General features: G+C 68.4%; 22 protein-coding genes. 10 read left to right on the forward strand and 12 right to left on the reverse strand.

Features of this window, described 5'->3' with window-relative positions; translation table 11 throughout:
* Positions 1 to 15: 15 nt before the first annotated feature.
* The 4 genes from CYU89_RS03870 to CYU89_RS03885 all read right to left on the reverse strand — a co-directional run bounded on the left by CYU89_RS03870 (position 16) and on the right by CYU89_RS03885 (position 2,906).
* Positions 16 to 477 (reverse strand): GNAT family N-acetyltransferase, encoded by a 462-nt coding sequence (locus CYU89_RS03870; protein ID WP_296278902.1) that lies wholly within the window; start codon positions 475 to 477, stop codon positions 16 to 18.
* Position 478: 1 nt separating this feature from the next.
* Positions 479 to 1,468, reverse strand: a complete 990-nt coding sequence (hemB, locus tag CYU89_RS03875; protein ID WP_296278903.1) for a porphobilinogen synthase — start codon at positions 1,466 to 1,468, stop codon at positions 479 to 481.
* Positions 1,469 to 1,565: 97 nt separating this feature from the next.
* A complete protein-coding gene (locus CYU89_RS03880; RefSeq protein WP_296278904.1) occupies positions 1,566 to 1,814 on the reverse strand; it encodes a hypothetical protein in 249 nt (82 codons plus the stop codon).
* 72 nt (positions 1,815 to 1,886) lie between these two features.
* Positions 1,887 to 2,906, reverse strand: a complete 1,020-nt coding sequence (locus tag CYU89_RS03885) for a pteridine-dependent deoxygenase (RefSeq protein WP_343125238.1) — start codon at positions 2,904 to 2,906, stop codon at positions 1,887 to 1,889.
* Positions 2,907 to 3,037: 131 nt separating this feature from the next.
* Between CYU89_RS03885 and CYU89_RS03890 the strand changes: the two genes are divergently transcribed.
* The gene (locus CYU89_RS03890) at positions 3,038 to 3,499 is read left to right on the forward strand and encodes a hypothetical protein (protein WP_296278905.1); all 462 of its coding nucleotides are present in this window, start codon (positions 3,038 to 3,040) and stop codon (positions 3,497 to 3,499) included.
* Positions 3,500 to 3,556: 57 nt separating this feature from the next.
* On the opposite strand, the gene CYU89_RS03895 is transcribed toward CYU89_RS03890, so the two are convergent.
* The 3 genes from CYU89_RS03895 to CYU89_RS03905 all read right to left on the reverse strand — a co-directional run bounded on the left by CYU89_RS03895 (position 3,557) and on the right by CYU89_RS03905 (position 7,057).
* Complete coding sequence (locus tag CYU89_RS03895; RefSeq protein ID WP_296278906.1) at positions 3,557 to 3,988, reverse strand: cytochrome c oxidase assembly factor Coa1 family protein; 432 nt, start codon at positions 3,986 to 3,988, stop codon at positions 3,557 to 3,559.
* Between the two features lie 25 nt (positions 3,989 to 4,013).
* On the reverse strand, positions 4,014 to 6,239 hold the full coding sequence (locus CYU89_RS03900) for a S9 family peptidase (protein ID WP_296278907.1): 2,226 nt from the start codon (positions 6,237 to 6,239) through the stop codon (positions 4,014 to 4,016).
* 116 nt (positions 6,240 to 6,355) lie between these two features.
* The gene (locus tag CYU89_RS03905; RefSeq protein WP_296278908.1) at positions 6,356 to 7,057 is read right to left on the reverse strand and encodes a glutathione binding-like protein; all 702 of its coding nucleotides are present in this window, start codon (positions 7,055 to 7,057) and stop codon (positions 6,356 to 6,358) included.
* Between the two features lie 108 nt (positions 7,058 to 7,165).
* Here CYU89_RS03905 and CYU89_RS03910 point away from each other — a divergent pair, with 108 nt between their 5' ends.
* The 4 genes from CYU89_RS03910 (at position 7,166) to CYU89_RS03925 (ending at position 11,064) form a co-directional block, all read left to right on the forward strand.
* Positions 7,166 to 7,786, forward strand: a complete 621-nt coding sequence (locus tag CYU89_RS03910) for a TIGR00645 family protein (RefSeq protein WP_296278909.1) — start codon at positions 7,166 to 7,168, stop codon at positions 7,784 to 7,786.
* A 7-nt stretch (positions 7,787 to 7,793) separates the two neighbouring features.
* Complete coding sequence (locus CYU89_RS03915) at positions 7,794 to 8,291, forward strand: GNAT family N-acetyltransferase (protein WP_296278910.1); 498 nt, start codon at positions 7,794 to 7,796, stop codon at positions 8,289 to 8,291.
* 48 nt (positions 8,292 to 8,339) lie between these two features.
* On the forward strand, positions 8,340 to 10,541 hold the full coding sequence (gene uvrD / locus CYU89_RS03920) for a DNA helicase II (RefSeq protein WP_296278911.1): 2,202 nt from the start codon (positions 8,340 to 8,342) through the stop codon (positions 10,539 to 10,541).
* Positions 10,542 to 10,617: 76 nt separating this feature from the next.
* Positions 10,618 to 11,064: a universal stress protein gene (locus CYU89_RS03925; RefSeq protein WP_296278912.1), complete on the forward strand. Its 447-nt coding sequence runs from the start codon at positions 10,618 to 10,620 to the stop codon at positions 11,062 to 11,064.
* 10 nt (positions 11,065 to 11,074) lie between these two features.
* On the opposite strand, the gene CYU89_RS03930 is transcribed toward CYU89_RS03925, so the two are convergent.
* Positions 11,075 to 11,380, reverse strand: a complete 306-nt coding sequence (locus CYU89_RS03930; protein ID WP_296278913.1) for a DUF2782 domain-containing protein — start codon at positions 11,378 to 11,380, stop codon at positions 11,075 to 11,077.
* A 97-nt stretch (positions 11,381 to 11,477) separates the two neighbouring features.
* Here CYU89_RS03930 and polA point away from each other — a divergent pair, with 97 nt between their 5' ends.
* Both polA and CYU89_RS03940 read left to right on the forward strand, forming a co-directional pair.
* The gene (gene polA / locus CYU89_RS03935) at positions 11,478 to 14,243 is read left to right on the forward strand and encodes a DNA polymerase I (protein WP_296278914.1); all 2,766 of its coding nucleotides are present in this window, start codon (positions 11,478 to 11,480) and stop codon (positions 14,241 to 14,243) included.
* 368 nt (positions 14,244 to 14,611) lie between these two features.
* Positions 14,612 to 15,124, forward strand: coding sequence for a YetF domain-containing protein (locus CYU89_RS03940; protein ID WP_296278915.1), 513 nt, complete (start codon positions 14,612 to 14,614; stop codon positions 15,122 to 15,124).
* A gap of 58 nt (positions 15,125 to 15,182) precedes the next feature.
* On the opposite strand, the gene hemF is transcribed toward CYU89_RS03940, so the two are convergent.
* The 3 genes from hemF to CYU89_RS03955 are packed head-to-tail and all read right to left on the reverse strand — an operon-like array spanning position 15,183 to position 19,061.
* Complete coding sequence (gene hemF / locus CYU89_RS03945; protein ID WP_296278916.1) at positions 15,183 to 16,112, reverse strand: oxygen-dependent coproporphyrinogen oxidase; 930 nt, start codon at positions 16,110 to 16,112, stop codon at positions 15,183 to 15,185.
* Between the two features lie 10 nt (positions 16,113 to 16,122).
* Positions 16,123 to 16,692, reverse strand: a complete 570-nt coding sequence (locus CYU89_RS03950; protein WP_296278917.1) for a hypothetical protein — start codon at positions 16,690 to 16,692, stop codon at positions 16,123 to 16,125.
* Between the two features lie 2 nt (positions 16,693 to 16,694).
* Positions 16,695 to 19,061, reverse strand: a complete 2,367-nt coding sequence (locus CYU89_RS03955; protein WP_296278918.1) for a S9 family peptidase — start codon at positions 19,059 to 19,061, stop codon at positions 16,695 to 16,697.
* A 163-nt stretch (positions 19,062 to 19,224) separates the two neighbouring features.
* On the opposite strand from CYU89_RS03955, the gene CYU89_RS03960 reads away from it, so the two are divergent.
* The gene (locus tag CYU89_RS03960) at positions 19,225 to 19,482 is read left to right on the forward strand and encodes a YcgL domain-containing protein (RefSeq protein WP_296278919.1); all 258 of its coding nucleotides are present in this window, start codon (positions 19,225 to 19,227) and stop codon (positions 19,480 to 19,482) included.
* The gene (locus CYU89_RS03965) at positions 19,475 to 22,771 is read left to right on the forward strand and encodes an ankyrin repeat domain-containing protein (protein ID WP_296278920.1); all 3,297 of its coding nucleotides are present in this window, start codon (positions 19,475 to 19,477) and stop codon (positions 22,769 to 22,771) included. Before CYU89_RS03960 ends, CYU89_RS03965 begins: the two co-directional genes overlap by 8 nt.
* Before the next feature lie 9 nt (positions 22,772 to 22,780).
* On the opposite strand, the gene CYU89_RS03970 is transcribed toward CYU89_RS03965, so the two are convergent.
* A complete protein-coding gene (locus tag CYU89_RS03970) occupies positions 22,781 to 24,571 on the reverse strand; it encodes a monovalent cation:proton antiporter-2 (CPA2) family protein (protein ID WP_296278921.1) in 1,791 nt (596 codons plus the stop codon).
* A 73-nt stretch (positions 24,572 to 24,644) separates the two neighbouring features.
* Between CYU89_RS03970 and CYU89_RS03975 the strand changes: the two genes are divergently transcribed.
* Entirely contained in the window at positions 24,645 to 25,511 is an 867-nt protein-coding gene (locus CYU89_RS03975) for an energy transducer TonB (RefSeq protein ID WP_296278922.1), read from the forward strand.
* Positions 25,512 to 25,649 lie beyond the last annotated feature (138 nt).

Here is a 25,649-nt window from a genome sequence, read left to right on the forward strand (position 1 = left end):
CAGGCTCCCGTTTTTTTATGCCCCGACGGATGTCTCCAGCTGCCGCACGTAGACATGCTGCGTCTTGGCAAGCGCGAAGCCAGCGGACGGATAGAACGCATGCGACTCCGGGCGCAGGATGTTCGAGCGGACGAAGACATCCTTGCCGCCCTGACGTCGTATCCACTCGCAGGCCGCGTCCACCAGCCGTCGTGCCAGTCCTGAACGCCTCACCTGCGTGTCCACGATCAGCGCCGTGATTTCTGCGCGCATGCCGAACTCGATCATCAGGCGCCACTCCGCCGCCACCATGCCGTGCAGGCGACGGTCGTTGTCCGGCGATGCAGCGACCCTCACGGCATGTGTCGGCGATGCCAGCAGGCTGTCCAGTCGCTTCGCCATGGCAGCGACGTCGACCGGATAAGCGAGCAGCGTGCACAGGCGTGCCAGTTCGGCCGCATCGTCATGCCGCGCATCGCGGATGACGACAGAGATCATGTCAGCTGTCCCGCAGCCAGCGCGCCGCATCCAGCGCGAAATAGGTCAGCACGCCATCCGCGCCCGCGCGCTTGAATGCGGTCAGTGCTTCCAGTGCACAGGCCTTCTCGTCCAGCCAGCCATTCGCGGCGGCGGCCTTGATCATCGCGTACTCGCCGCTGACCTGGTACGCGAACGTCGGTACGCCGAACTCGTCCTTCACCCGGCGGATCACGTCCAGGTACGGCAGGCCCGGCTTGACCATCACCATGTCCGCGCCTTCGTCCAGGTCCAGCGCGATCTCGTGCAGCGCTTCGTTCGAGTTGGCCGGGTCCATCTGGTAGGTGAACTTGTTGCCCTTGCCCAGGTTGCCGGCGCTGCCCACCGCGCTGCGGAACGGGCCATAGAACGCGCTGGCGTACTTGGCGGCGTACGACATGATGCGGGTGTTGATGTAGCCGGCCTTCTCAAGCGCTTCGCGGATTGCGCCGATGCGGCCATCCATCATGTCGCTGGGCGAGAGGATGTCCACGCCGGCGGCGGCGTGCGCGAGGGACTGTTTCACCAGCGCCTCGATCGTCTCGTCGTTGAGGATGTAGCCGGTGTCGTCGATCAGCCCGTCCTGGCCATGCGTCGTGTACGGGTCCAGTGCCTGGTCTGTCATCACGCCCAGTTCGGGAAAGCGTGCCTTCAGCGCGCGGATCGCGCGCGGGATGATGCCGTCCTCGTCCCAGGCGATGCGGCCGTCGGCGGTCTTGGCCGCCGGGTCCGGCACGCCGAACAGGTCCAGCACGGGCACGCCCAGTTCCAGCGCCTCTTCGCCCACGCGCAACAGTTCGTCGATGGACAGCCGCTCGACGCCCGGCATCGACGCCACCGGCACCCGGCCCTTCTCCTCGTGCACGAACACGGGATAGATCAGGTCGTTGGTGGTCAGTACGTGCTCGCGCATCAGGCGGCGCGAGAACTCGTCGCGGCGCATGCGGCGCGGGCGGGTGTAGGGGTAGGCCATCACGGACTCCTGGCAGAGCGGCGAATGATACGCCGGTGTCCTGCGGGCGGGCCTGCGACAGGCGGTCGCAGTGCGGAACGCTGCGTCCGCGAGGGCCTCAGATGATGCCGCCGCCCAGCGACAGGCGGATGATGCCGACCACGATGACGATGCCGTTCAGCACCAGCCCGGCCTTGGCGCGGCCGCGATTCCCGGTCCGCGTGAACAGGATGCCGACCGCCGCGATGATCGCGCCGACGGCGGCGAAGGGGATCAGGAACCAGTTGCCCCAGCCGAGCAGCGGAATGAGCGCCAGCACCATCCACAGCATCGCCACGATGCCCCACAGCAGGCTGATCAGTCCCATCGCACATGCTCCCCGACACGGCGCGCGACGTGGCGCCTCATGGACCCACTATGCGGACGGGCAACGACGGCTTCAACCCGTCACGCCATGCATGCCTTCGATCTCGACCAGCAGTTCCCGCCGGCAGACGTCGGCGTGCAGCATCAGCCACGGCACGCGCGTACCGAGGCGAGCTTCCAGCTGGGCGGCCACCGCCTCGGCGTCGCCGGCATCGCTCACGTAGACCTTCAGCCGCGAACTCGCATCCATGTGCGCCGGCAGTGACGGCGCATGCTCGCGCGCCGCACCGAGCAGGCTGTCGAGGTTGGTCAGGGTTTCATCCAGTTGCGCGCGCAGGGAATCGGCATGCTGCGAGGCGTGGCCGACGATGCTGGCCGTACCCGACAGCAGCAGAGGCACGCGCGGCGACGGTGGCAGCAGCGCACGCGCGAAGGTTGGCGATTGCGGGCCGTATTCCCGCGGATAGCGATACGCGCTGACCTGCCGGGGATTTTCCAGCGGCAGGCCGGGCTCGCGCGCCGCCAGCCAGTAGACCTGCAGGACGCGCCGGCCATCGCGGCTGCCGATCGCGGTCGCCGCTGGCAGCACGCGCGTGTCGACCTCGCCCAGGCCCTGCACGCGGCCGACGCAGAACTGCCGGTAGCGCTCGGCATCGCCGTCGCCGTCGGTGATGGCGTCGAAGTAGTTCCAGATGCGCAGCAGGTGCGGATAGCCGCTCTGGCGCCAGAACGCCGCTATCGCCGCATAGGCATGGGCGCTGGCCTGCAGGATGCCGCCCGCAGGCTCTTCCCACTCCACCGCGCCGAACATCAGGGTTCCATCGTGGCTGTAGCGCACCGCGCCGTCCCGGCCCGTGGCCACGGGTCCGGCCGCGCGCCACACCTCGAAGGGCGCGGCGGCTTCGCGCAGCGGCGACAGCGGCACGCGCAGGTAACGGGGATCGTCGATAGCCGACGTCATCGGCGCCAGGGCGCCGAAACCGAACACGGCGAGCGTTTCCTGCAGGCCCAGCAATGCATGGGGTGTCGGCGCGTGGATGTAGTCGACGGCCAACCGCTGCGGCGCGGAGGGACGGTCGGGAGCGGAGCTCATCGTGCGGGAAACAGGGGCATGTCGGGGCGAAATGATAACCCGCCCATCCCGTCACGCCCGGCAGGCGCAGGCTGTGCCAACATTCAGGGCATGCGGCGGAAGATCGCCGGGGTTCCCAGGGAGAAGCCGTCATGACGTTCCGCACCATCCCCGTCGTGTTCGCCATGCTGCTGGCCGCCGGGTGCGCCAGCAGTTCCAAGGTCATGCTGGGGCAGGCACGCCCTGCCATCGATCCGTCGCAGGTCCAGGTTTACCGCACGGCACCGGCCGGCGCACTGGAGATCGCGCAGCTGGAATCGAAGAGCGCGGTCGGTTTCGGTACCCAGGGCCAGACCGACGCCGCCGTGGCGCGCCTCAAGCGCGAAGCCGCCGCCCTCGGCGCCAACGGTGTGGTGCTGATCGGCGTGGGCTCGAGTGGCTCGCCGGTCGGCATGTCGGTGGGCGCCGGCAGTTACGGCCGCCACTCCGGCGGCGGCGTCAGCATGGGCATTCCCACCACGCAGAAACAGGCCGCGGGCGTCGCGATCTACGTGCCGCCGGGGACGCCGGTGGATGCGTCGATCGTGGTGCCGGAGCCGGCGGCGAAGCGCTAGTCGGAGCCAGAACGCCCGAACGAAGGCGGCGGACGGCCGCCTTCTTCATTTCAGGGATCAGGGCGACGTGGCCGACTCGCCCTCCAGCACGATCCGCTCGCCGCCGTCCACGTTCACTGCCAGCGTCTCGTAGCGCCATTCGCCTGCGCGTTTTTCGGCCACCACGTATAGCGTGCCATCCGCGCGCGGGCCGTCGAGGGGAATCGCTAGGTCGGCGTCACCGCTGGCTCCGCTGGTGCTGATGTTTCCCTGCACGAACCAGCCCGCATGGATCGGCTCGCCGAGCGCAGCGATGACGGCAGGATCAGACTGTGCCCGCGCGAGCGCATGCTGATAGGCGCCCGAGGACTTGATCGCTCCCAGCAGCAGCGCCACGCCGCCGAGGACGACCGCGACAAACAGCGCCAGCAGCAGCGCGCCTAGCACGGGCACGCACCATTTCCAGTTGCGTTGCCACCAGCCGGGCTGGGCGGGGACGGGCGTCGACATCGCAGTGCTCCTGGGGTGAGTGGAATCAGGGCTTGAGGCAACGGGCGAAGAAATCCTCGGTCAGCCGGTAGCGATGCAGCAGGTCGCTGCCGCGCAGGCCGTGCTTGGCCCCTGGGTACGTCATCAGTTCGAACGGCGTGCCGCGCTTCTGCAGCTCGCTCATCAGCTTGGTGGAGTTGGTGAACAGCACGTTGTCGTCGGCCATGCCGTGGATCAGCAGCAGCTTCGAGCGCAGGCCGCCCAGGTGGGTGAAGACGCTGGCTTCACGGTAGCCCGCCGCGTTCGCCTTCGGCAGGTCCATGTAGCGTTCGGTGTAGTGGGTGTCGTACAGCGCCCAGTCGGTCACCGGCGCGCCCGCCACGCCGCAGGCATACGCTTCGCTGTGCTTGGCCAGCAGCATCAGCGTCATGTAGCCGCCGTTGGACCAGCCATGCACGCCGATGCGCTTTGCATCGACGAAGGACTGCGCCTTCAGCCATTCGACGCCGCGCAGCTGGTCGTCCACTTCCACCGTGCCCTGCTTGCTGTACAGCGCGCCGCCGAACGCCGCGCCACGGCGTGGGGTGCCGCGGTTGTCCAGCGAGAACACCACATAACCCTGCTGCGCCAGGTACTGGTTGAAGAAGGCGTCACTGCGGCCGGGCCAGGCGCGGGTGACGGTCTGCGCGGCAGGGCCGCCGTAGACGAACACCACCACGGGATACTTCTTCTTCGGGTCGAAATTCGCCGGCTTGATCAGGCTGTAGTGCAGCGGCGTCTTGCCGTCGGCCGCCATCAGCGTGCCGAATGTGGTCGGCTGGTGCGCGGCCAGGTACTTCGCATACGGATGCCCGGGGTCGGCGGCATCATTCTCCAGCAGGGTCGCCAGCTTCGTGCCGTCCGCCTTGAACAGTTCGATCTGCGGCAGCGTCGTGTCGCTGGACCAGCTGTCGACGAAGACGCTGGCATTGCGGGCGAAGCTGGCCGTGTGCACGCCCGCAGCAGGCGTCAGCTTGCGCGGTTCACCGCCTGTCAGCGGCACGGCGTAGACGTGGGTTTCCGCGGCGCCATCGCGCGTGCCGCTGACGTACGCCAGGCCATTGCGTTCGTCGACTGCCAGCAGGCTGTCCACGACCCAGTCACCGCGGGTCAGCTGCGACAGCGAAGTCCCGTTCTCGGATACGAGGTAAAGATGCTCGAATCCATCGCGCTCCGACGACCACAGGAAGCGTCCATCCTTCAGGAAACGCAGGTCGTTGTGCAGCGGCACCCACGTCTTCGATGTTTCGGTCACCAGCGTGCGTTGCTTGCCGGTCGCCAGCGTGGTCTCGATCAGGTCGAGCGTCTTCTGGTCGCGCGACTGGCGCTGGAAGGTCAGGCGCTGCGGATCGCGCCAGTCCACGCGGGCCAGGTAGATGTCCTTCTCGGTGCCCAGGTCGATCCACTGCGGTGTGGCACTCGCATTCGGCGCAATCACGCCCAGCTGCACCAGCACATTCGCATCGCCCGCTGCCGGATAGCGCTGTTCGACGACCTCGGTGCGGTCGGGATAGACCTCGTAGCGCTTCACCAGCGGCACCGGCGTTTCGTCGATACGGGCGAAGGCGACGGCCGAATCGTCCGGCGCCCACCAGTAGCCCGTATGGCGATCCATTTCCTCGTCGGCGACGAATTCGGCCACGCCGTTGCCGATGGTGTCGCTGCCATCGCGGGTCAGCTGCACTTCCCTGCCGTCGGCCAGGGCGATGACCCACAGGTTGCGGTCGCGGATGAAGCTGACGAAGCCGCCTTTCGGCGAGATCTTCGGATCGGTGGCGAAGCCGCCGCCGTTCGTGAGCTTGCGCACCGCGTCCTTGCCAGTCTTGGCCAGGTCGTAGAAGTACAGCTCGCCGCCCAGCGGAAACAGCAGTGCCTTGCCGTCGGGCGACCATTGGTAATCGACGATGCCGGACAGCGCGGCGATGCGCTGGCGCTCGCGGCGCGCCTTTTCCTCGTCGCTCAGCACTTCCTCGCCCGGCAGCACCACCGACGAATCCACCAGCAAGCGCGTCTGCCCGCTGGCGATGTCGTACTCCCACAGGTCCAGCCGGTTGCGGTCGCTGTCCTTGCCGCGCAGGAAGGTCACGCGTGATCCGTCCGGCGCCACCTGCGGTTTGGTCAGCGTCGGTCCGGACAGCGGCGCGCTGCCGGTGATGGCTTCCAGCGTGAGTTTCTCGGCGTGGGCGGGCAGGGCGGTGGCGAGGGTCATCAGGGCGAACAGGGCGAGGCGCATCGGATTTCTCGGGCGGCGGGGCCGGTCAGGCCCGGATTATTGCACCCGCGAACCGTAGCGTGCGCCATGCGCACGACCTCTGGATCCGGCACCGCGCATCGTGCGCACGGCGCACGCTACCTTCCGAACAGGTGCTTGCGCTCCTCGTCGATCAGCGGCTTGCCCGCATCGGGATTCACCTGCGTCTTCAGCGCGTACGCGCGCTGCACGGCAGGGCGCGCGGCGATCTCCGCATGCCAGCGCTGCAGGGTGGGATAGGGCGACATATCCAACGGCGCCTTGTCGTAAGCGTTGATCCACGGATGGATCGCCATGTCGGCGATGCTGTAATCCTCGCCGGCCACGTACGCATGCTTCGCCAACTGCGTGTCCAGCACGCCGAGCAAACGCTGCACTTCGCGGGTGTAGCGGTCGATGGCGTAGGGAATCTTTTCGGGCGCATACACCGTGAAGTGGCCGTACTGCCCGCTCATCGGCCCCAGGCCGCCCATCTGCCACATCAACCACTGGTTCACCGCCACCTTCTGCCGCGTGTTGCTGCCGAAGAAGCGGTTGGTCTTGTTGGCCAGGTACACCAGGATGGCACCGGACTCGAACACGCTGATCGGCTCGCCACCGTCGGCCGGCGCATGGTCGATGATCGCCGGCATCTTGTTGTTGGGAGAGAAGGCGAGGTATTCGGGCTTGAACTGGTCGCCCTTGCCGATGTTCACCGGCACGATGCGATAGTCCAGCTTCGCGCCGGCCTCGGCCAGCTCTTCCAGCAGCAGCGTGATCTTGTGGCCGTTCGGGGTAGGCCAGTAGTACAGGTCGATCATGGCGGGGTCCGCGGGGTGGGGAGGCCTCCGAGTCTAGACCGGCCTGCAGACTTGGCAGCGTCAAATCCGGCCGCTACCCTGCCGCATCCTTGGAAAGTACTGTTCCCCATGACGCTCCCGGCCAGTCCCCGCCCCAGTTTCCTGCCCAACCTGATCTTCGCGTCGCGATGGCTGCAGCTTCCTCTGTACTTGGGCCTGATCATTGCCCAGTGCGTCTACGTTTTCCTGTTCGGCAAGGAGTTGTGGCATCTGATCCACCGCGCGCCGGGGCTTGGCGAGCAGGAAATCATGCTGATCGTGCTGGGCCTGATCGACGTGGTGATGATCTCCAACCTGCTGGTCATGGTGATCGTCGGCGGTTACGAGACGTTCGTCTCGCGTCTGCGCCTGGAGGGTCATCCGGACCAGCCCGAGTGGCTCAGCCACGTCAATGCGTCGGTGCTGAAGGTGAAGCTGGCGATGGCGATCATCGGCATCTCCTCGATCCACCTGCTCAAGACCTTCATCGCTGCTGGCGCCCTGACCGGGCTGCCGTTCTGCAAACCCGAGCAACTGGCCCAAATGAAGGCCGAGATGGCCATCACCAGTACGCAGTGCACACAGCTGACCCCGGACGGGGTGCTCTGGCAAACCATCATCCATTGCGTCTTCATCCTGTCGGCGATCGGCATCGCATGGACGGACAAGCTCATGAATGGCGGTGCTCCTTCCAGGCACGCCGCGCATTGATGCCTTGGTGGCCGGGCTCCTGATCCGCGACGCGACCGAGGCCGACTACGACGCCATCGTCGCGCTGAATGTCGCCGAGGTCCGTCACACCAGCGCCATGGATGTGGACAGGTTGCGCCACCTGGCGTCCCTGTCCGACTGTCTCCGCGTAGCGACGCTCGACGGCCGCGTGGTCGCCTTCCTGCTGGCAATGCGTGCCGGTGCGGATTACCGCAACGACAACTTCGGGTGGTTCGCCGGACGCTATCCGGATTTCCTCTACGTCGACCGCATCGTGGTGGATGCGGCCGCGCAGGGGCACGGCCTGGGGTCGCGGCTCTATGCCGACCTGTTCGCCTTCGCCCGTGAACGCGGCATCCCGCGCGTCACCTGCGAGTTCAACGTGGTGCCGCCGAACGAGCCTTCGCGTCTGTTCCATGCGCGCCACGGCTTCGTCGAAGCCGGTCGCCAGTGGCTGGACAACGGTCGCAAGCAGGTCTCCATGCAGGTCGCCGAACTGGCCTGAACGCCTTCGTCTCAGGGTTTGGGCCGCCGCAGGCCGTAAAATGCGCGGATGGATGTTTCCCACCTGCTCGAAGACCTGAATCCCGCCCAGCGCGACGCCGTTTCCGCCGAACCCGGGCATTACCTGGTCCTGGCCGGCGCCGGCTCCGGCAAGACCCGCGTGCTGACCCACCGCATCGCCTGGCTCAATGAAGTCCATGGCGTGCCCACGCACGGGATCCTCGCGGTCACCTTCACCAACAAGGCTGCGGGGGAGATGCGCGCGCGCGCCGACGTGCAGCTGCGCAATGGCAGCCGGGGCATGTGGATCGGCACCTTCCACGGTCTCGCGCATCGCCTGCTGCGGTTGCACTGGCAGGAAGCGAAGCTGCCGGAGACCTTCCAGGTACTGGACAGCGACGATCAGCAGCGCCTGGTCAAGCGGGTCGTCCAGGCGATGGAGCTGGACGAAGGCAAGTATCCGCCCAAGCAGATCACCTGGTGGATCAACGAGCAGAAGGACGAAGGCCGCCGGCCAGAACACATCCAGCCGGCGCCGAACGACGACTGGCTGGATGTGCGCCGGCAGGTCTATGCCGGCTACCAGGAACGCTGCGACCGCGCCGGCCTGGTCGACTTCGCCGAACTGCTGCTGCGTGCGCACGAGCTGCTGCGCGATACGCCGGCATTGCTGGCGCATTACCGCACGCGCTTCCGGCAGATCCTGGTGGACGAATTCCAGGACACCAACGCCATCCAGTATGCGTTCGTCCGCGTGCTCGCCGGCGATACGGGGCACGTGTTCGTGGTCGGCGACGATGACCAGAGCATCTACGGGTGGCGCGGCGCGAAAGTCGAGAACATGCAGCAGTTCCTGCGCGACTATCCTTCTGCCCGGACCATCCGGCTGGAACAGAACTACCGCTCCAGCGCGAACATCCTGGGCGCCGCCAATGCGGTGATTGCGCACAATCCGGGCCGCATCGGCAAGCAGTTGTGGACCGACACCGGCGACGGCGAGCCGATCGACCTGTACGCCGCCTACAACGAGATGGACGAAGCCCGCTTCGTGGTCGAGCGCATCCGCCAATGGGTGCGCGACGGCGGCAGCCTCGGCGATGCCGCCATCCTCTATCGCAGCAATGCGCAATCGCGTGCCTTCGAAGAAGCGCTGCTGTCCGAACAGGTGCCGTATCGCGTATATGGCGGCATGCGCTTCTTCGAGCGCGCCGAAATCAAGGACGCGCTCGCCTACCTGCGCCTGATGGCCAACCGTGCCGACGACGCGGCGTTCGAGCGCGTGGTGAATACGCCGACGCGCGGCATCGGCGAGCGCACGCTGGACGAGGTTCGCCGTCTGGCACGCGGCGCCCGCGTGTCGCTGTGGGGCGCGGCGGTGCTCGCGGCCCAGGGCAGCGACCTCGCCGGCCGCGCACGCAACGCGCTGGCGGCGTTCGCGTCGCTGGTCGACCAGCTGGCCGAGGAAACCGCCGAGATGACGCTGGCCGAGCGCGTCGACCACGTGCTTGCGCGCTCCGGCCTGCGCGAGCACTGGGCACGCGAAAGCCGCGGCGGCCTCGATTCCGAATCGCGTACCGAGAACCTCGACGAACTGGTGTCGGTCGCCTCCCGCTTCGTGCGCCGCGAGGACGTCGCCGTCGAGGAAGACGTGCAGGAGGGCATGAGCGAACTGGTCGCCTTCCTGTCCTATGCCGCGCTGGAGGCCGGCGAGGGCCAGGTGGACGCCGGTGAGGACGGCGTGCAGTTGATGACGCTGCACTCGGCCAAGGGCCTGGAGTTCCCGCTGGTGTTCCTGGCAGGGCTGGAAGAGGGCCTGTTCCCCAGCAACCGTTCGCTGGACGAAAGCGGGCGGCTGGAAGAAGAGCGGCGGCTTGCCTACGTGGGCATCACCCGCGCACGCCAGAAGCTGGTGCTGAGCTATGCCGAAGCGCGTCGCCTGCACGGGCAGGACATGTACGGCATCCCGTCGCGTTTCCTGCGCGAAATCCCCGCGAGCCTGTTGAACGAAGTCCGCCCGCGCGTGCAGGTCAGCCGTGCCGCCCCGGGTTTTGCTTCACGGCCGGTGGCCGGCCACGCGTCCATCGAGTCGCCTTCCATGAAGCTCGGGCAGATGGTGACGCACGCCAAGTTCGGTCAGGGCGTGGTTACCGATTACGAGGGCAGCGGGGCGCATACGCTGGTACACGTGAACTTCGCCGAGGTCGGTCCCAAGGTGCTGGTGCTCGCCTACGCCAACCTGCAGGCGGTCTAGGCGATTGATCCAGATCACGGCGCGTGGCGCCGGCAGGGCTTCTAATGGCCGCACTCCATCACCTCGAGGTGCGGCCATGTACCGGCATATCCTGATCGCGACCGACGGTTCCGAGCTGGCAGGCAAGGGCGTGCAGCATGGCCTTGCCCTGGCCTTGCAGCTGCAGGCCAGGGCGACGGTCCTCACGGTGAGCGAACCCATCAGCACCGGCTTCGATGATGCGCTGGGCTGGAGCGCGGTGGCGACTTCGCTGCCGGACTTCCAGAAAGCGCGCGAGGAGGCCGCCCGCAAGGTCCTCGATGGCGTCACCGCGCAGGCGCAGGCGGCCGGCGTCGACCCGCACCTGCTGCACGTGGCCGACCGCTATGCGGCCGAGGCCATCGTGGACACCGCCGAACGCGAAGGCTGCGACCTGATCGTCATGGCTTCGCATGGGCGCCGCGCGCTGGGCCGCCTGCTGCTGGGCAGCCAGACCAGCGAGGTGCTGGCCCGCTGCGGCGTGCCGGTGCTCGTCATCCGCTGAACGCGGCGGCTCACCAGCCGTAGAGCTTCCAGTACACCGGCGAGATGTCGCTGTTGTCCTTGCTCTTGTCCAGGCGGCCGTCGCCGTCGGAGTCGTACAGGTAATAGGGCGCGCCACGCGATGGCGTGACCTTGACCATGCGCAGGTTGCCCGCCACGCGGTATTCCTCGATGGTGTCGCCGTTCTTTTCCGTGCGCACCGCCACCTGCGCGTTGGCCAGGTCGATGTCGGACGGGTTGCCGCCGCCTGTCGAGGCGCAACCGGCCATGGCCAGCAGGCAGGACAACGGCAGGGCGAGGCTCGTCATGCGGTTCATGGTGGCGTCCGGTCGGGGGAATGACGTCCCGATTATGCGCCCAATGCGAGGGTGGGCGCGTGACGCCGCGCGCAAGGGCGGGGCGTAGAATGCCGGCATGACACGACTCGTACTGATCGACGGCTCCAGCTACCTGTTCCGCGCGTTCCATGCGCTGCCTCCGCTGACCAACGCACAGGGTGAGCCTACCGGCGCGCTGTTCGGCGTGGTGAACATGCTGCGCGCCACGCTGAAGGAAAAACCGGACTACGTGGCCTTCGTGCTCGACGCCAGCGGCCCGACGTTCCGCGACGAACTCTATCCCGACTACAAGGCCAATCGCCCGCCCATGCCGGAAGAGTTGCGCGCGCAGGTCGAACCGATGATCCGCATCGTCCAGGCGCTGGGCTTCCCCTTGCTGCGCGTCGACGGCGTGGAGGCGGATGACGTGATCGGCACGCTGGCGCTGCAGGGTGCGGCGCAGGGCATGGAGGTCACCATCTCCACCAGCGACAAGGATTTCGCGCAGCTGGTCCGTCCGGGCGTGGCGCTGGTCAACACGATGAGCGGCAGCCGCCTGGATTCCGTGGATGCCGTGGTGGAGAAGTTCGGTGTGCGGCCGGAGCAGATCGTCGACTTCCTGGCGCTGATGGGCGACGCCATCGACAACGTGCCCGGTGTCGAGAAGTGCGGGCCCAAGACGGCGGCGAAGTGGTTGGGCGAGTACGGTACGCTGGACGCGCTCATCGAGCGGTCCGGCGAGATCAAGGGCAAGATCGGCGACAACCTGCGCGCCGCGCTGTCGCGCCTGCCGTTGAACCGCACCCTGGTGACCATCAAGACCGACGTGGCGCTGGAAGGCGGCCCGGACACGCTGCCGCTGCGCGACCGCCACGTCGACGAACTCCGCGAGCTGTACGCACGTTACGGTTTCAACCAGGCCCTCAAGGAGCTGGAAGGCGGCGCCCTTGATGCGGCCTCCGTCGCCGAGAAGGAACCGGGCCGCGCGCGCGGCACCGGTCGCGTGGCGGCTGCCGCCGTCGACGAAACACCCCTCGATCCCGCGCTGGGCATGGCCGGCGACTATGCCGCCGTCACCGAGCCGGCGCAGCTCGATGCGCTGGTGGCCGAGCTGCAGCGGGCCGACGCGTTCGCGTTCGATACCGAGACCAACAGTCTCGACCCGATGCGTGCCACCCTGGTGGGGCTGAGTTTCGCCACCGAGCCGGGCAAGGCTGTCTACGTGCCCGTCGGCCACGACTATCCCGGTGCGCCGCCGCAGCTCGACCGTGCGGGCGTGCTGGCGGCGCTGCGGCCGGTGTTGGCCGATCCCGGCAAGCGCAAGCTGGGCCAGCACGGGAAATACGACCTGCACGTGCTTCGCCGCCACGGCGTGGAGGTGCAGGGCTACGCCGACGACACGATGCTTGAGAGCTTCGTGCTGAACTCGGGCAGCAACCGCCACGACATGGACAGCCTGGCCAAGCGCTTCCTCGGCTACGACACGATCAAGTACGAAGACGTGGCCGGCAAGGGCGCCAAGCAGATTCCGTTCTCCCAGGTGGCGGTCGATGACGCGACCCGCTATGCCGCCGAGGACGCCGACATCACCCTGCGGCTGCATCACGCGATCGCGCCGAGACTGATGGCCGAGCCCGGGCTGGAACGCGTGTACCGCGACATCGAAATGCCGCTGGTGCCCGTGTTGGCGCGCATCGAGGCCAACGGCGTGATGATCGACGCCGACGAACTGCGCCGGCAGAGCGGCGACCTCTCCAAGCGCATGCTGGCTGCACAGCAGAAGGCGACCGAGCTTGCCGGCCGCACGTTCAATCTCGATTCGCCGAAGCAACTGCAGGCGCTGCTGTTCGACGAACTGAAGCTGCCCGTACTGGTGAAGACGCCGACCGGCCAGCCCAGTACCAACGAAGAAGCGCTCGAAGCCATCGCCGACCAGCACGAACTGCCGCGCGTGATCCTGGAGTACCGCGGCCTGGCGAAGCTGCGCAGCACCTATACCGACAAACTGCCGGAGATGGTGAATCCCGACACCGGTCGCGTGCACACCAGCTACCACCAGGCCGGTGCCGCGACGGGGCGGCTGTCGTCCACCGATCCGAACCTGCAGAACATCCCGATCCGCACCGAGGATGGCCGGCGCATCCGCAAGGCCTTCGTGGCGCCGCCGGGGCGCAAGCTGGTCGCCTGCGACTACTCGCAGATCGAGTTGCGCATCATGGCCCACCTGTCGCAGGACCCGGGACTGGTGCGCGCCTTCGAGTCCGGCGCCGACATCCACAAGGCGACGGCGGCGGAAGTGTTCGGCCGCAAGCTCGAGGACGTGACCGGCAACGAGCGCCGCGCCGCGAAGGCGATCAACTTCGGCCTGATGTACGGCATGAGCGCGTTCGGCCTGGCGCGGCAGCTGGGCATCGGCCGCGGCGAGGCGCAGGACTACATCGCGCTGTACTTCAGCCGGTATCCGGGCGTACGCGACTACATGGAGCGCACGCGGCAGCAGGCGCGCGAGCTCGGCTACGTCGAGACGGTCTTCGGTCGCCGCCTGTACCTGGAATACATCAACAAGGGAACGCAGGGGCAGCGCGCCGGCGCCGAGCGCGCGGCGATCAACGCGCCGATGCAGGGCACGGCGGCGGACATCATCAAGCGCGCGATGATCGGCGTCGACGCATGGCTGGCGGATCACCGCGGACAGGCGCTCATGATCCTGCAGGTGCACGACGAACTGGTGTTCGAAGCCGATGCCGGTTTTGTCCCCGAGCTGCTGCAGGAAGCGACGGCTCGCATGGCGGCGGCCGCGCAACTGAGCGTTCCGCTGGTCGTCGACAGCGGCGTCGGCGACAACTGGGAAGAGGCGCATTAGCCCGGCCTGGAAACGCTTTCCCTTCCGGAACATGCACTTGCGGAAAGTTCAGGAAAACCCTGTCAGGTATATTTGTATACCGACCAGTTCAATAAAATGAATTACTCCTGAATCTTACGGTTTTTTAACCGGAATCTTCACGAACCATCCATGTCCGGAGTGGTCATATAGCCCCGTGACAGATGCAACGTCTGTCACTGATCTCTCCCTTCCCCTGGAGCGATCTCCCCCGGAGCGACGACCCCTCCCCAGGTCCCGCTCCCCTGGCCCCGCCGACCCCCCCCTGGTCTGCGGGGCTTTTTATTGCCCGTCGTCCGCTGCGCCCGCGTGCGCTACCGTGCGCGCAACCTTCCGCCACCGGGTGATGCATGAGCGCGACGTTCGCCGAGATGTTCCACATGGCTATGCCCTGGTGGGCCTTCGTGCTGCGGGCATGCGTCGTGTACTTCATCCTGCTGTCGATGATCCGCATGACCGGCAAGCGCACGATGGGCCAGTTCACGCCCTTCGACATGCTGCTGGTGGTGCTGCTCGGCAATGCCGTCCAGAACGCGCTGCTTGGCGATGACACATCGGTGGGCGGCGGCCTGCTGCTGGCCGCCACGTTGATCGCGCTGAACTGGATCGTGGGCCTGGCCTCCGCGCGATCGGCGAAGGTGGAGCGCTGGGTCGAAGGATCGCCGGTGCTGCTCGCACGCGACGGACAGGTCTATCGGAACGTCCTGCGCCGCGAGCTCATAAGCCGGGAGGATTTCGAGAAAGCGATGCGCGAAGCGGGTTGCCTGGACATGGCCGACATCCGCTTGGCGGTGCTGGAGAACAACGGGCATATCACGGTGGTGGGCCGGCAGCCGGAGATCCCCGGTGCGGGAGCGACGTAAGTCGCGATCGCGATCCCGGCAAACCTTCGCGACTTACGTCGCTCCCACAAGAACAAGCTCAGGCGAGTTCGTTCAGCCAGTCGCGCGGGCGCAGGTAGTCGAGCAGCCGCTGCTCATCGCTACCGTCCTCGGGCGTGTAGCCATATTCCCAACGTACCAGCGGCGGCAGGCTCATGAGGATCGATTCGGCCCGCCCGCCGCTCTGCAGGCCGAACAGCGTGCCTCGGTCGTAGACCAGGTTGAATTCGACGTAGCGGCCGCGCCGGTACAGCTGGAAGGCTCGCTCGCGTTCGCCGTAGGGGACGTCCTTGCGCGAGGCGACGATCGGCAGGTAGGCATCGAGGAAACCGTCGCCCACCGCGCGCAGGTAACCGAAGTCGCGCTCCTGATCCTCGCCCAGGTCGTCGAAGAACAACCCGCCCACGCCGCGCGTCTCGTTGCGGTGCTTGAGGAAGAAGTACTCGTCGCACCAGCGCTTGTGCGCGTCGTAGCGGGCCTGCCCGCCGAACGGTTCGCACAGCTCGCGAGCGGTCCGGTGCCAGTGGCGCACGTCTTCGTCGACTGGATAGAAGGGGGTGAGGTCGAAGCCGCCGCCGAACCACCACGCTACCGTTTCGCCATCGCGCTCGGCGCGGAAGTGGCGCACGTTGGCGTGCGTGGTCGGCACGTGCGGGTTGCGCGGATGGAAGACCAGCGACACGCCCACTGCGCGCCAGGACGCGCCTGCGAGTTCAGGGCGATGTGCCGACGCCGACGGAGGCAGCCGGTCGCCCGACACATCGGAGAATCCGATGCCGGCCTGCTCGAACACGGCGCCGTCGCGCAGGATTCGCGTGCGGCCACCGCCGCGGATGGGCGATGCGTCGCCGGGTGGCCGCGACCATGCGTCTTCGTGGAATCGCGCTTGGCCATCGGCCGCTTCGATGGCGGCGCAGATACGGTCCTGCAAGTCGGTCAGGTAATCGCGGACAGGCGAAAGATCGTTCATGGCCCGCATTCTACCGGGGTGGTCGCAGCATCCCGAATTCCGCGCGCACATCGGGCCTGCACAGCTGCCAGACGAGCAGGCCATGCAGGGCCGCGAACACGACGGCACTGACCCACAGCGTGGCCAGCGAGACCACGCGCAGCGCGGCGAGTTCGGCCCGCATCCGTTCCATCTCCGGCTGCGGCGGCAACGCCTGCACCCAGGCGAACACGGCCTCGAGGGCGGCAATGCCGGCGAAATTGAGTGCGGCACCGGCCACCATGAAGGCCACGAAGCCCCACCAGCCCCATGCGCGGCGGCGAAGCAAGCCGAAGGACACGGCCAGGAAAGCCGCTGAGGCCGCCAGGAATCCGGCGGCGATCGCGGTGAGGTGGGTGAGTATCCACACCGCGGCGGCGGGGACCGATCGCGTCGCCAGGAAGCCGCGCACCGCCTCCGTATCCACCGGCCCCAGCAGGACCAGCGCCGCGATCAGTTGCGCCACGGCGTACAGGGTGGCGGCGATGCCGATGACGATCGATACCTTCGCCGTGACAGTGACGAAGGGCGAGCCTGTCGCGTGGGCCGGGTCAGGTCGCATCGCTATTTGAGCGTCTGTTCGAACAGTTTGAGTACGCGCTTGTACTCGTCCAGCCACGAATCGGATCGCGTGAATCCGTGGCGTTCCAGCGGATAGGCCGCCAGTTCCCAGTTGTCCTTGCGCAGTTCGATCAGCTTCTGCGTCAGCACCACCGAATCCTTGAAAAACACGTTGTCGTCGATCATGCCGTGAGCGATCAGCAGGTGGTCCTGCAGGCCGTCGGCATACTCGATCGGCGACGAGGTGCGATACGCCTCCGGATCCAGCTCTGGCGTGTTGAGGATGTTGCTGGTGTACTCGTGGTTGTACTGCGTCCAGTCGACCACCGGGCGCAGCGCGGCGCCGGCCTTGAAGGTACCGGGTTCGCGGAACAGCGCCATGAACGTCATGAAGCCGCCGTAGCTGCCGCCGTAGATGCCGGCGCGATCACGGTCGCCCTGCTTCTGCGCGACCAGCCAGTCGAGGCCGTCGAGGTAATCCTCGAGTTCGGGATGGCCCATGTTGCGGTAGATCGCGGTGCGCCAGTCGCGGCCGTAGCCCTCGCTGGCCCGGTAGTCCAGGTCGAGCACGATGTAGCCGCGCTCCACCAGCAGGTGATGGAACATCTGCTCGCGGAAATAGTTCGGATAGCGGGCGGTGACGTTCTGCAGGTAGCCCGCGCCGTGCACGAACATCACTATGGGATAGCGCTTGCCCGGCTCCATGGTCTTCGGGCCGTAGTATTTGCCCCATACCACGCCGGCGCCATGCTTCGACGGGACCTGCACGTATTCCGGCTCGATCCACGTACGGGCCTTGAAGGCGAACGTGCGGGTGTCGGTGAGCGGCTTCGCCTGGCCGCCGTCGATGCCGACCACGGACAGTTGCGCCGGCGTATAGCTGCGCGAGTGGCGGACCAGCAGCCGGCGCCCGTCCGGCGACGCGCTGAAGCTCTCCACTCCATCGAGCGCGGTCACCTCGCGCACCTGGTTGCTGGCGAGGTCGAGCTTGCAGACTTCGTAGTCGCCCGGCCAGGCGCGGTTGCACAGGAACAGGAAGCCGTTGCCGTCCGGTGCGATTTCCGGCTCGGAGACCTCCCACCTGCCCGACGTGCGTGCGCGGAACTTTTCGGAACCCGTCGCCGTGTAGAGGTGCGAGTAGCCGGACTCTTCCGACAGCAGCCACAGCGTGCGGTTGTCCGGCAGCCAGCCGAACTGGTTGAAGCCCCAGTTGATCCAGGCCTCGTCGCTCAGGCGATGGCGTGGCAGCAGGCGGGCACCCGCCAGGTCGACGGTGGCGATCCAGCGGTCCTTGTTGTCGACCGCATGGATCTGCACGGCGGCCTGGGTGCCATCGTTCGTCCAGGCAATGGCGCCGCCGTCGCTGTCGTTCTCCACGCGCACGTCGCGGTTGCCCTTCAGCGGCTCCTGGCCGGCCTTCTTGCGCAGCGCGGCGAGCGGATCCCTGTCGATGCCGGGCAGCGGATCGAACGCGAGCGGCTTCACGCTGCCGTCGGCCAGGTCCACGCGCCACAGCGCATGCGGCAGGGGCGCGTTGCGTCCCACGCGGGTGCGCACGTCCTGGAACTCCTCGTAGCCGGATTCGGTCACGTACTTGGGCATCTTGCCGGCCTGTCCCGGGTCGGCCCCCTTCTTGCGGGTCACCACCAGTAGCCAGCGGCCATTCGGCGACAGCGAGCTCGCTTCGATCTCCACGTCGTTGCCGAGGTACACCGGTGCGGGCGCGCGGGTCGGGTCGGCCTTGCGCCACGCCTCCGCCTGCTTCTGCGCGTCTTCGCGCTGGGCACGGTCGTCGGCCAGCGTGCGGAGGGTGCGCAGCTGCTGCGCGCGCAGGGCGTCGGCCTTCGGCGGCGCCAGCGGATCGCGCTCGGCCTTGAGTTCGGCGAAGGTCGTGGTGCCGGCGCCGGCCGTCCAGCGGTACCAGGTGGAGCCCGCCCGCCAGATCACCGCGCCGTCGTGGGCAAAACGTGCCTGCTGCTCGGCGTCGTTGGTGCGGGTGACCTGGGTCAATGCACCGCTGCGCAGGTCGCGCACGAACAGGTCGCCGTTGCGCGACAGCAGCATGCGCTGGCGATGGACGTCGTACACCGGGCTGGCGGCATCCAGACCGGCGCGCCGGTCATCGCCGACGCGATGCGCGGCGCCGCCATCGAGCGCTTGTTCGAAGGTATCGCGCACGAGGCTGCTGTCGCGCTTGAGGTCGTACTGGACCTGCTTGCCGTCCCACGACCACCAGGCGCGCTCGACCGGCGGGCCGATCCAGTCCGGCTCCGCCATCGCCTGTTCCAGCGTGAAGGGTGCGGTGGTCTGTGCGCGTGCGGACGGCGCGAGGGCGAGCGGCAGCAGCAGGGCGAGCAGTACGGGGCGCATCGGGCATCCGTTAGTGCGAGGTGAAGGGCGCAAGATTACCAGCCCCGTCGTGCGGTTCCGGCCGCCGATGGTCATGCGCGGGCGTCAACGCGCGCGGGTTTCGCGCCTACCGCATTTCCCGCACAATCTCCGCTTGTCCATACGCGGGGCGCGACACGCGCGCATGCAAGCCTACGTCTACAAGAGCCAGCGCAAGGCCGACACGTTCGTCTACCTGGCCACGCGCGATGGATTCACCCTCGTGCCGGAACCGCTGCGCACTCAGTTGGGCGATCTGTCGTTCGTGCTCGAAGTGGCCCTGACCCCGGACCGGAAACTGGCGCGCGAGGATGCCGCCGTCGTCCGCGAGAACCTGGCAGCGCGCGGATTCCATGTGCAGTTTCCGCCGCCGTCCGATCCGCGCGTCCGTGCCGATGCCTGAGTCGCGCCTGCAGACCCGTCCCGTCGCCGTCGCTGCCCTGCTGGCGGGCGTGCTGCTGGCGGCGTTAGGGGGATGGACCGGTGGCGTGGTGGCGGCCATCGCGGCCTGCCTCGCACAACCGGCGATCGCCCTGGCCGTGTCGTGGCTGCGCGGCACGCGCGTGCTGGCACCGGCCCGTGCCTGGCGGGAAGACCTGCCCGCGCTGCTGCTGGCCTGGGGCATCGCGTTCGCCGCCAGCGCCGCGTTGCTGGCCTGGCCGCTGGCCTCGCTGCACGACAGCGGCAGCCTGCCGGCGGCGCTGGGCGTCAGTGCGGTGGTCGGCGCGGTGATCGTGGGACTCTGGCGCACGTGGCCACTGTGGCACGGGCTGGAGCGCGACGGCGGTGCTCTGTCGGCCCACTGGCGCGGGCTGGTCGAGCGCGACTTCCATGCCTGGCGTGGGCTCGCCGTGGCGACGCTGCTGGCGCTCGCCGTCGGCGGCGGGTTGTGCCTGGCGTGGCCCGGCCTGGTGCCCGATGCGGCGCGCGTGGTGGCGGCCATCGTCTACGCCGTGTCCCTGCCGCTCCTGCACCTGGGCGTGCAACGGCTGCAGGGGGCAGGCGTCCTGCCGGTGGTGGAGATGCCCGACGGCGATGTCGACGTCGAGGCCTTCGCGGAGGTTCCGCTGTCCGCCGGACCGGTGACCGACCTGGAGCAGGCGCTGTTCGACGCCGCGCGGACCGGCCGAGTCGAGCGCGCGCTGGAATTGATCGACGCCGGCGCTGACCCGCATGCGCTGCCGGCAGAAGGCGCGCGCGACCAGCGCAGCCTCGGCGCCCTCGCTGCGGTACTGCCCGACCTCCGGCTGCTGCGCACGCTGATCGCCCACGGGGTCGACCTCAACCACGCGCATGCCGGCGTCACTCCGCTGCTGGCGGCGACGCGCGACAGCTGGCATGGCCGCCCCGATGCTGTCACGACCCTGCTGGCCAACGGTGCCGACCCGCGCATTGCCGACGGCGATGGCAACACGCCGCTGCACCACGCTGCCCGCAGTTCCGACCCCGGCGTGGTGGCACTGCTGCGCGACGCGGCGGCGGAACTGGATGCACTGAACCACGATGGACTGACGCCGCTCGGCGTCGCCTGCGTGGCCGGCAACTGGCGGCTGGCGAAGTTCCTGCTCGAACGCGGTGCGCGCCCCGACCCGCAGGGCGGGCAGCCGGTGCTGCTGGCCGCTGCGTCCACCGAAGAGGACGACCCGGCGGGCGTCCAGTTGCTGCTCAAGCACAAGGCCAAGGTCGACGCGCGCGACGCGCAGCGCCGTAGCGCCCTGCACGAAGCTGCCTTCGCCGGCCACGCCGAGATCGCCGCAACCTTGCTGGCGGCGGGTGCCGACGTGCATGCGCGCGACAGCCAGCAGCGCACGCCGTGGCTGGAAGCCGCCTGCGGCGGGCATCTGGCCATGCTGGAAAAGCTGGCCGACGCGGGCGCCGATCGCGCCGCCGTCGACGCCGGGCATCGCAACGCCCTGATGCTGGCGTGCACCGCGGACCATGCATCGCCCGCGCTGGTGAGGCGCTTGCTGGAGTGGGGCGTCGATCCTGCCGCTGCCGATGCGGAAGGCCGGCGCGCGGTCGATGCCGCGGCCGAAGCCGGACGCTGGGCGCTGGTGTCGGCCCTCGATCCCGGTTACGCGTTGCCCACCGCCGTCGCTGCGGCCGACGACGAAACGCCGCCCGACCGTGCCCCCTCGGCGCTGCTGCGCGACGGCTTGGCGAGCGGGCAGTTCGATGGTCTGGATGCGCTGGCGCGGCTGTGCTCCCGCGACGAACTGGGTGCACTGCTGCACGACGCCGACATGCAGCGGCCCGCGCGCCTGGCGTGGCTGCTGCGCCACGGCGCCGACCCCGACACCCGCAATGAACGTGGCGACAGTCTGGTCTTCGCCTTGCTGGCACAGGGCGTCGCTGGCCAGCCTGCGCTGACCACCCTGCTGGCACGCGGGGTATCGCCTTCCGGCGCCGGCGGTCTTGCGCGTTTCATGGCGGCCTGCGCGGCGGACGACCAGGCGGCGCGCGCACTCGAATCCTGTGCCCTGGACCTGCTGGAACGGGGCGCCGATCCGTTCGCGCCGTCGGGGCAGGGCGATCCGGCGTTGTCCCTGGCGGTGCGCCTGGGGTGGCAGCGCGTGCTCGACCGCCTGCTCGACATCGGCGTGGACCGCGAAGCGCGCGACAGCCACGGCATGACGGCGCTGCATCTGGCCGCCGTGCTGGGCCGCGAGACGGCGCTCAAGCACCTGGTCGCGAAGGGGGCCTCGCCGGATGCGCGTGCAGCCGATGGCCAGACCCCGCTGGGCGTCGCCCTGGCGTGCGGGCGTCGCGACCTGGCCGACTGGCTCGACTGGCGCATCTGGCCGCTGCCGCGCCGCGCGCTGCGTCCCGCCGACCTGCCGGCGGCGGCGATGGCCGGTGATCGCGATGCCGTGCGACGCCTGCTGGATCTCGGCTTCGATGTCGATTCGCCCGATGCGCAAGGCTGCACGGCGCTGCTGCGCGCCGCGGGGGGCGGCTTCACGGCCGTCGTCGAGCTGCTGCTCGCGCGCGGCGCCGACGCGCAGCGTGCCGCCCATACCGGCGCCACGCCGCTGTCGGCTGCGGTGAGCATGCGCCAGGTCGAGATCGTCGGCGCGCTGCTCGCGGCCGGCGCCGACATCGAATACCGCCTGCCCGGTGGCGTGACCGTGCTGATGCTGGCCGCGGCGCTCGGCCTGCCGGAGATCGCCGCCCGCCTGATCACCGCCGGCGCCAACGTGCAGGCCGGCGATGCGCAGGGCCTCACGCCGCTGCACTGCGCCGCGCTCTACGGATTCACCGCCCGCGAGAAGCCGCGGTTGCTGGCGCTGCTGGATACGCTGCTGTTGTCCGGTGCGGAATCCGAAGCGATGGCGGCAGGCGCGGTGACGCCGCTGCTGCTGTTGCTGGGCGCGCGCGCCGAACCGGGGACCGCGTGCGACGAAGAGGTGGTGCTGGCGGGCCTGGAACGCCTGCTGGACGAAGGCGTCTCGCTGGACGCGCAGGATCCGCGCGGTTTCGGTCCGCTGCACCTGGCGTCGCTGCACGGCCTGTTGCGCGTCGTCAGCCGCCTGTTGCGGGCAGGCGCAGATCCGGAGCTGCGGGACACGCTGAACCGGACGCCGCGCGAGATCGCGGTGATGCGCGGCTTCATCGACGTGGCGGCGGAATTCGTTCCCGCCACGCCGGGCGCCGGCGCATCGATGGCCCGCTTCCTCCGCGACCGCGGCTGACGCGCGCGCTCACTTCGCCGGCGCGTCCTGGCCGGTCGCATCGGCCTCGAACAGTTTCTCCAGGTCGCTGACCGCATCGCGCGCGGTCTGGATCACCGCGCCGTCGTCGTCGTACACCAGGTACTGCGCCCGCAGCAGCTTCTCGTCGTGCTGGCGGAACCGCCGCGCGTGTTCGGCGGCGGTTTCCGGCGGCATGCCGAGTTCCACCAGCACCTGCTGCGCCATCTCCAGGCTCGACCCCAGCGTTTCGCGATAGGCCTCCGCACTCAGGTCCATCAGCCGCCACGCATGCTGCCGGTTGCGCGCACGCGCCAGCACGCGCGCGTCTGGGAACATGCGGCGGATCAAGCGGGTCGCCTTGATGTTCGTGTCCGGGTCGTCCATGGCTATCACGAACACCTTCACGTGCTGGGCGCCCGCGGACCTCAGCAGGTCCGGCCGGGTCGGATCGCCGTAGTAGAGCCGGATGTTGCCGAACCGCCGCAGGGTGTCCACCGTCTCGGGGCTGTGCTCCAGCGCGACGAACGGGATGCGCTGCGCGGTCAGCAAGCGGGCAACGATCTGGCCGAAGCGGCCCATGCCCGCGATCAGCACCTGCGGCTGCTCGTCCGGGATCTCGTCGAACGAGCGCGGCGCGGCCGTCGGCCGTTTCACGTCGGCAAGCAGACGGTGCAGGCCCAGCAACAGCAAGGGGGTCAGCGCCATCGACAGGCCCACGATCGCACTCAACTGGTTGCGCAGCGCCACGTCCATCAGCTTCACGCGCGCGGCCTCGCTGAACACCACGAAGGCGAATTCGCCGCCCAACCACAACGTGCCGGCCAGCATCAGCGCGCCGCGCGGATCGAGCCGGCCCGGCCAGCGGCCGACGCCGAACAGCAGGGCGAACTTCACCGTCAGCAGGATCAGCACGCCCGAGGCGATCAGTTCCGGCTGCTCGGCCACCGCATCCAGGTCGATGTCCATGCCGACCGCGATGAAGAACAGCCCCAGCAGCAATCCCTTGAACGGATCGATCTGCGATTCCAGCTCGTGGCGGAACTCCGAGTCGGACAGCAGCACGCCGGCCAGGAACGCGCCCAGGCCCGCGCTCAGGCCGGCCAGCTGCATGAACCAGGCGATGCCCAGCACCACCAGCAGCGCCGTGGCGGTGAACACCTCGGGCATGCGCGTGCGCGCGACGATGCGGAACAGCTGCCGCAGCACCAGGCGGCCGCCGAGGATGACGATCGCGATGGCACCGACGGCGTGGAACACCATCGTCCATGTCAGCGTTTCGTTCTTCGCACCGCCGAGCAACGGGATGGCGGCAAGCAGGGGGATCGCCACCAGGTCCTGGAACAGCAGGATCGCGAAACCGAGACGGCCGTGCTCGCTGGTCAGTTCCTTGTGTTCGGACAGCAACTGCAGGCTGACGGCGGTGGACGACAGCGCCAGGCCCAGGCCGACCACCAGCGCGGTCTTCCAATGATGTTCGAACAGCAGCGCGACGCCGCCCAGTACCAGCGCGCTCAGCAGCACCTGCAGGCCGCCGGCGCCGAACACCGGTTTGCGCATCACCCGCAGGCGCGAAGGCGACAGTTCCAGGCCAATGACGAACAGCATCATCACCACGCCGATCTCCGCGGCGTTGAGGATGCGGTCGGCATCGCGCACCAGCGCCAGCCCGTCCGGCCCCAGCACCACCCCGGCCACCAGATAGGCCAGCACCGCCCCCAACCCGAACCGCTTGAACACCGGCACCGCGATCACCGCGGCCAGCAGGAACACCAGCGCCAACTCCAGACCACTACCGTGCATGCGTCACCTCGCGGGGATAGTATGCGGCGGACAGGGTCACGACGGACCCGTTTCCAGGGATCGAGGAGAACGTATGAAGCAGCGCATGGCTTGGCTGGTGTGGGTGCTCGTGGGGCTGGTGGCGTTCGCGCAGGGCGCCCATGCGGAGGGCCCGCGTGCCGTCCGCAAGCAGGTCGAAGGCAGCATGCTGGTCACCGGCATGATCACCATCCGCACCGATGGCAGCGTGGCCGCCGTGGACCTGGACACGCCGGACCGGTTGCCGGAGGGCATCGCGCCCTTCGTGACCCAGGTCGCGACGTCGTGGCGCTTCGAGCCGGTTCTGGTGGAAGGCGTCGTCAGGCAGGTGCGCACGCGGATGAGCGCCCGGCTGGTGGCGAAATCGACCGGAGACGGCAAGATGCAGGTCACGGTCCGGGGTGCGGACTTCGGGGACTACCAGGCCATGCCGGCGGAGGAGCGCATCAGCAGCATCGGCATGAAGCCGCCGGGTTATCCGATGGCGGCGGCCCAGGGCGGCGTCCAGGGAACCGTGTACCTGCTGTTGAAGATCGGCCGCGACGGCACTGTCGACGACGTGGTCGCGGAGCAGGTGAACCTGCGCATGGTCGCCAGCGAAGGGCAGATGCGCCAGTTCCGCGAACGCTTCGCGCGCGCGGCCATCGGCGCGGCGCAAAAGTGGACCTTCAATACCCCCACCCGCGGCGATGCCGCGGAGCAGCCGCACTGGGTCGTGCGCGTGCCGGTCGATTTCAACTTCGGCGAGAAGCCCCGCTACGGCAAGTGGGAAGTCTATGTGCCGGGCCCGCGCGAGCACGTGTCCTGGGCGCAGGACGACGAGCGCCCCGGCTTCTCGCCCGACGCGCTCGCCGAAGGCGGTGTGCATATGGCTGGTGGCAAGCAGGGCCCGAAACTGCTGACGCCGTTGGACGGCGCATAGCGCGCGGCCCCGCTTTTTGCGTGCGGAATCGGCATCCTGATCCACCGTGCGGCCTGCAGTAGGCCGCGATGGAAGCGGGAGGTCTGGAGGATGCACGCCGCGCCCAACGAAAAAGCCCCGCATCGCGGGGCTTTTTCC

The sequence above is a fragment of the Pseudoxanthomonas sp. genome, assembly GCF_002863005.1.
Classification (GTDB): Bacteria; Pseudomonadota; Gammaproteobacteria; order Xanthomonadales; family Xanthomonadaceae; genus Pseudoxanthomonas_A.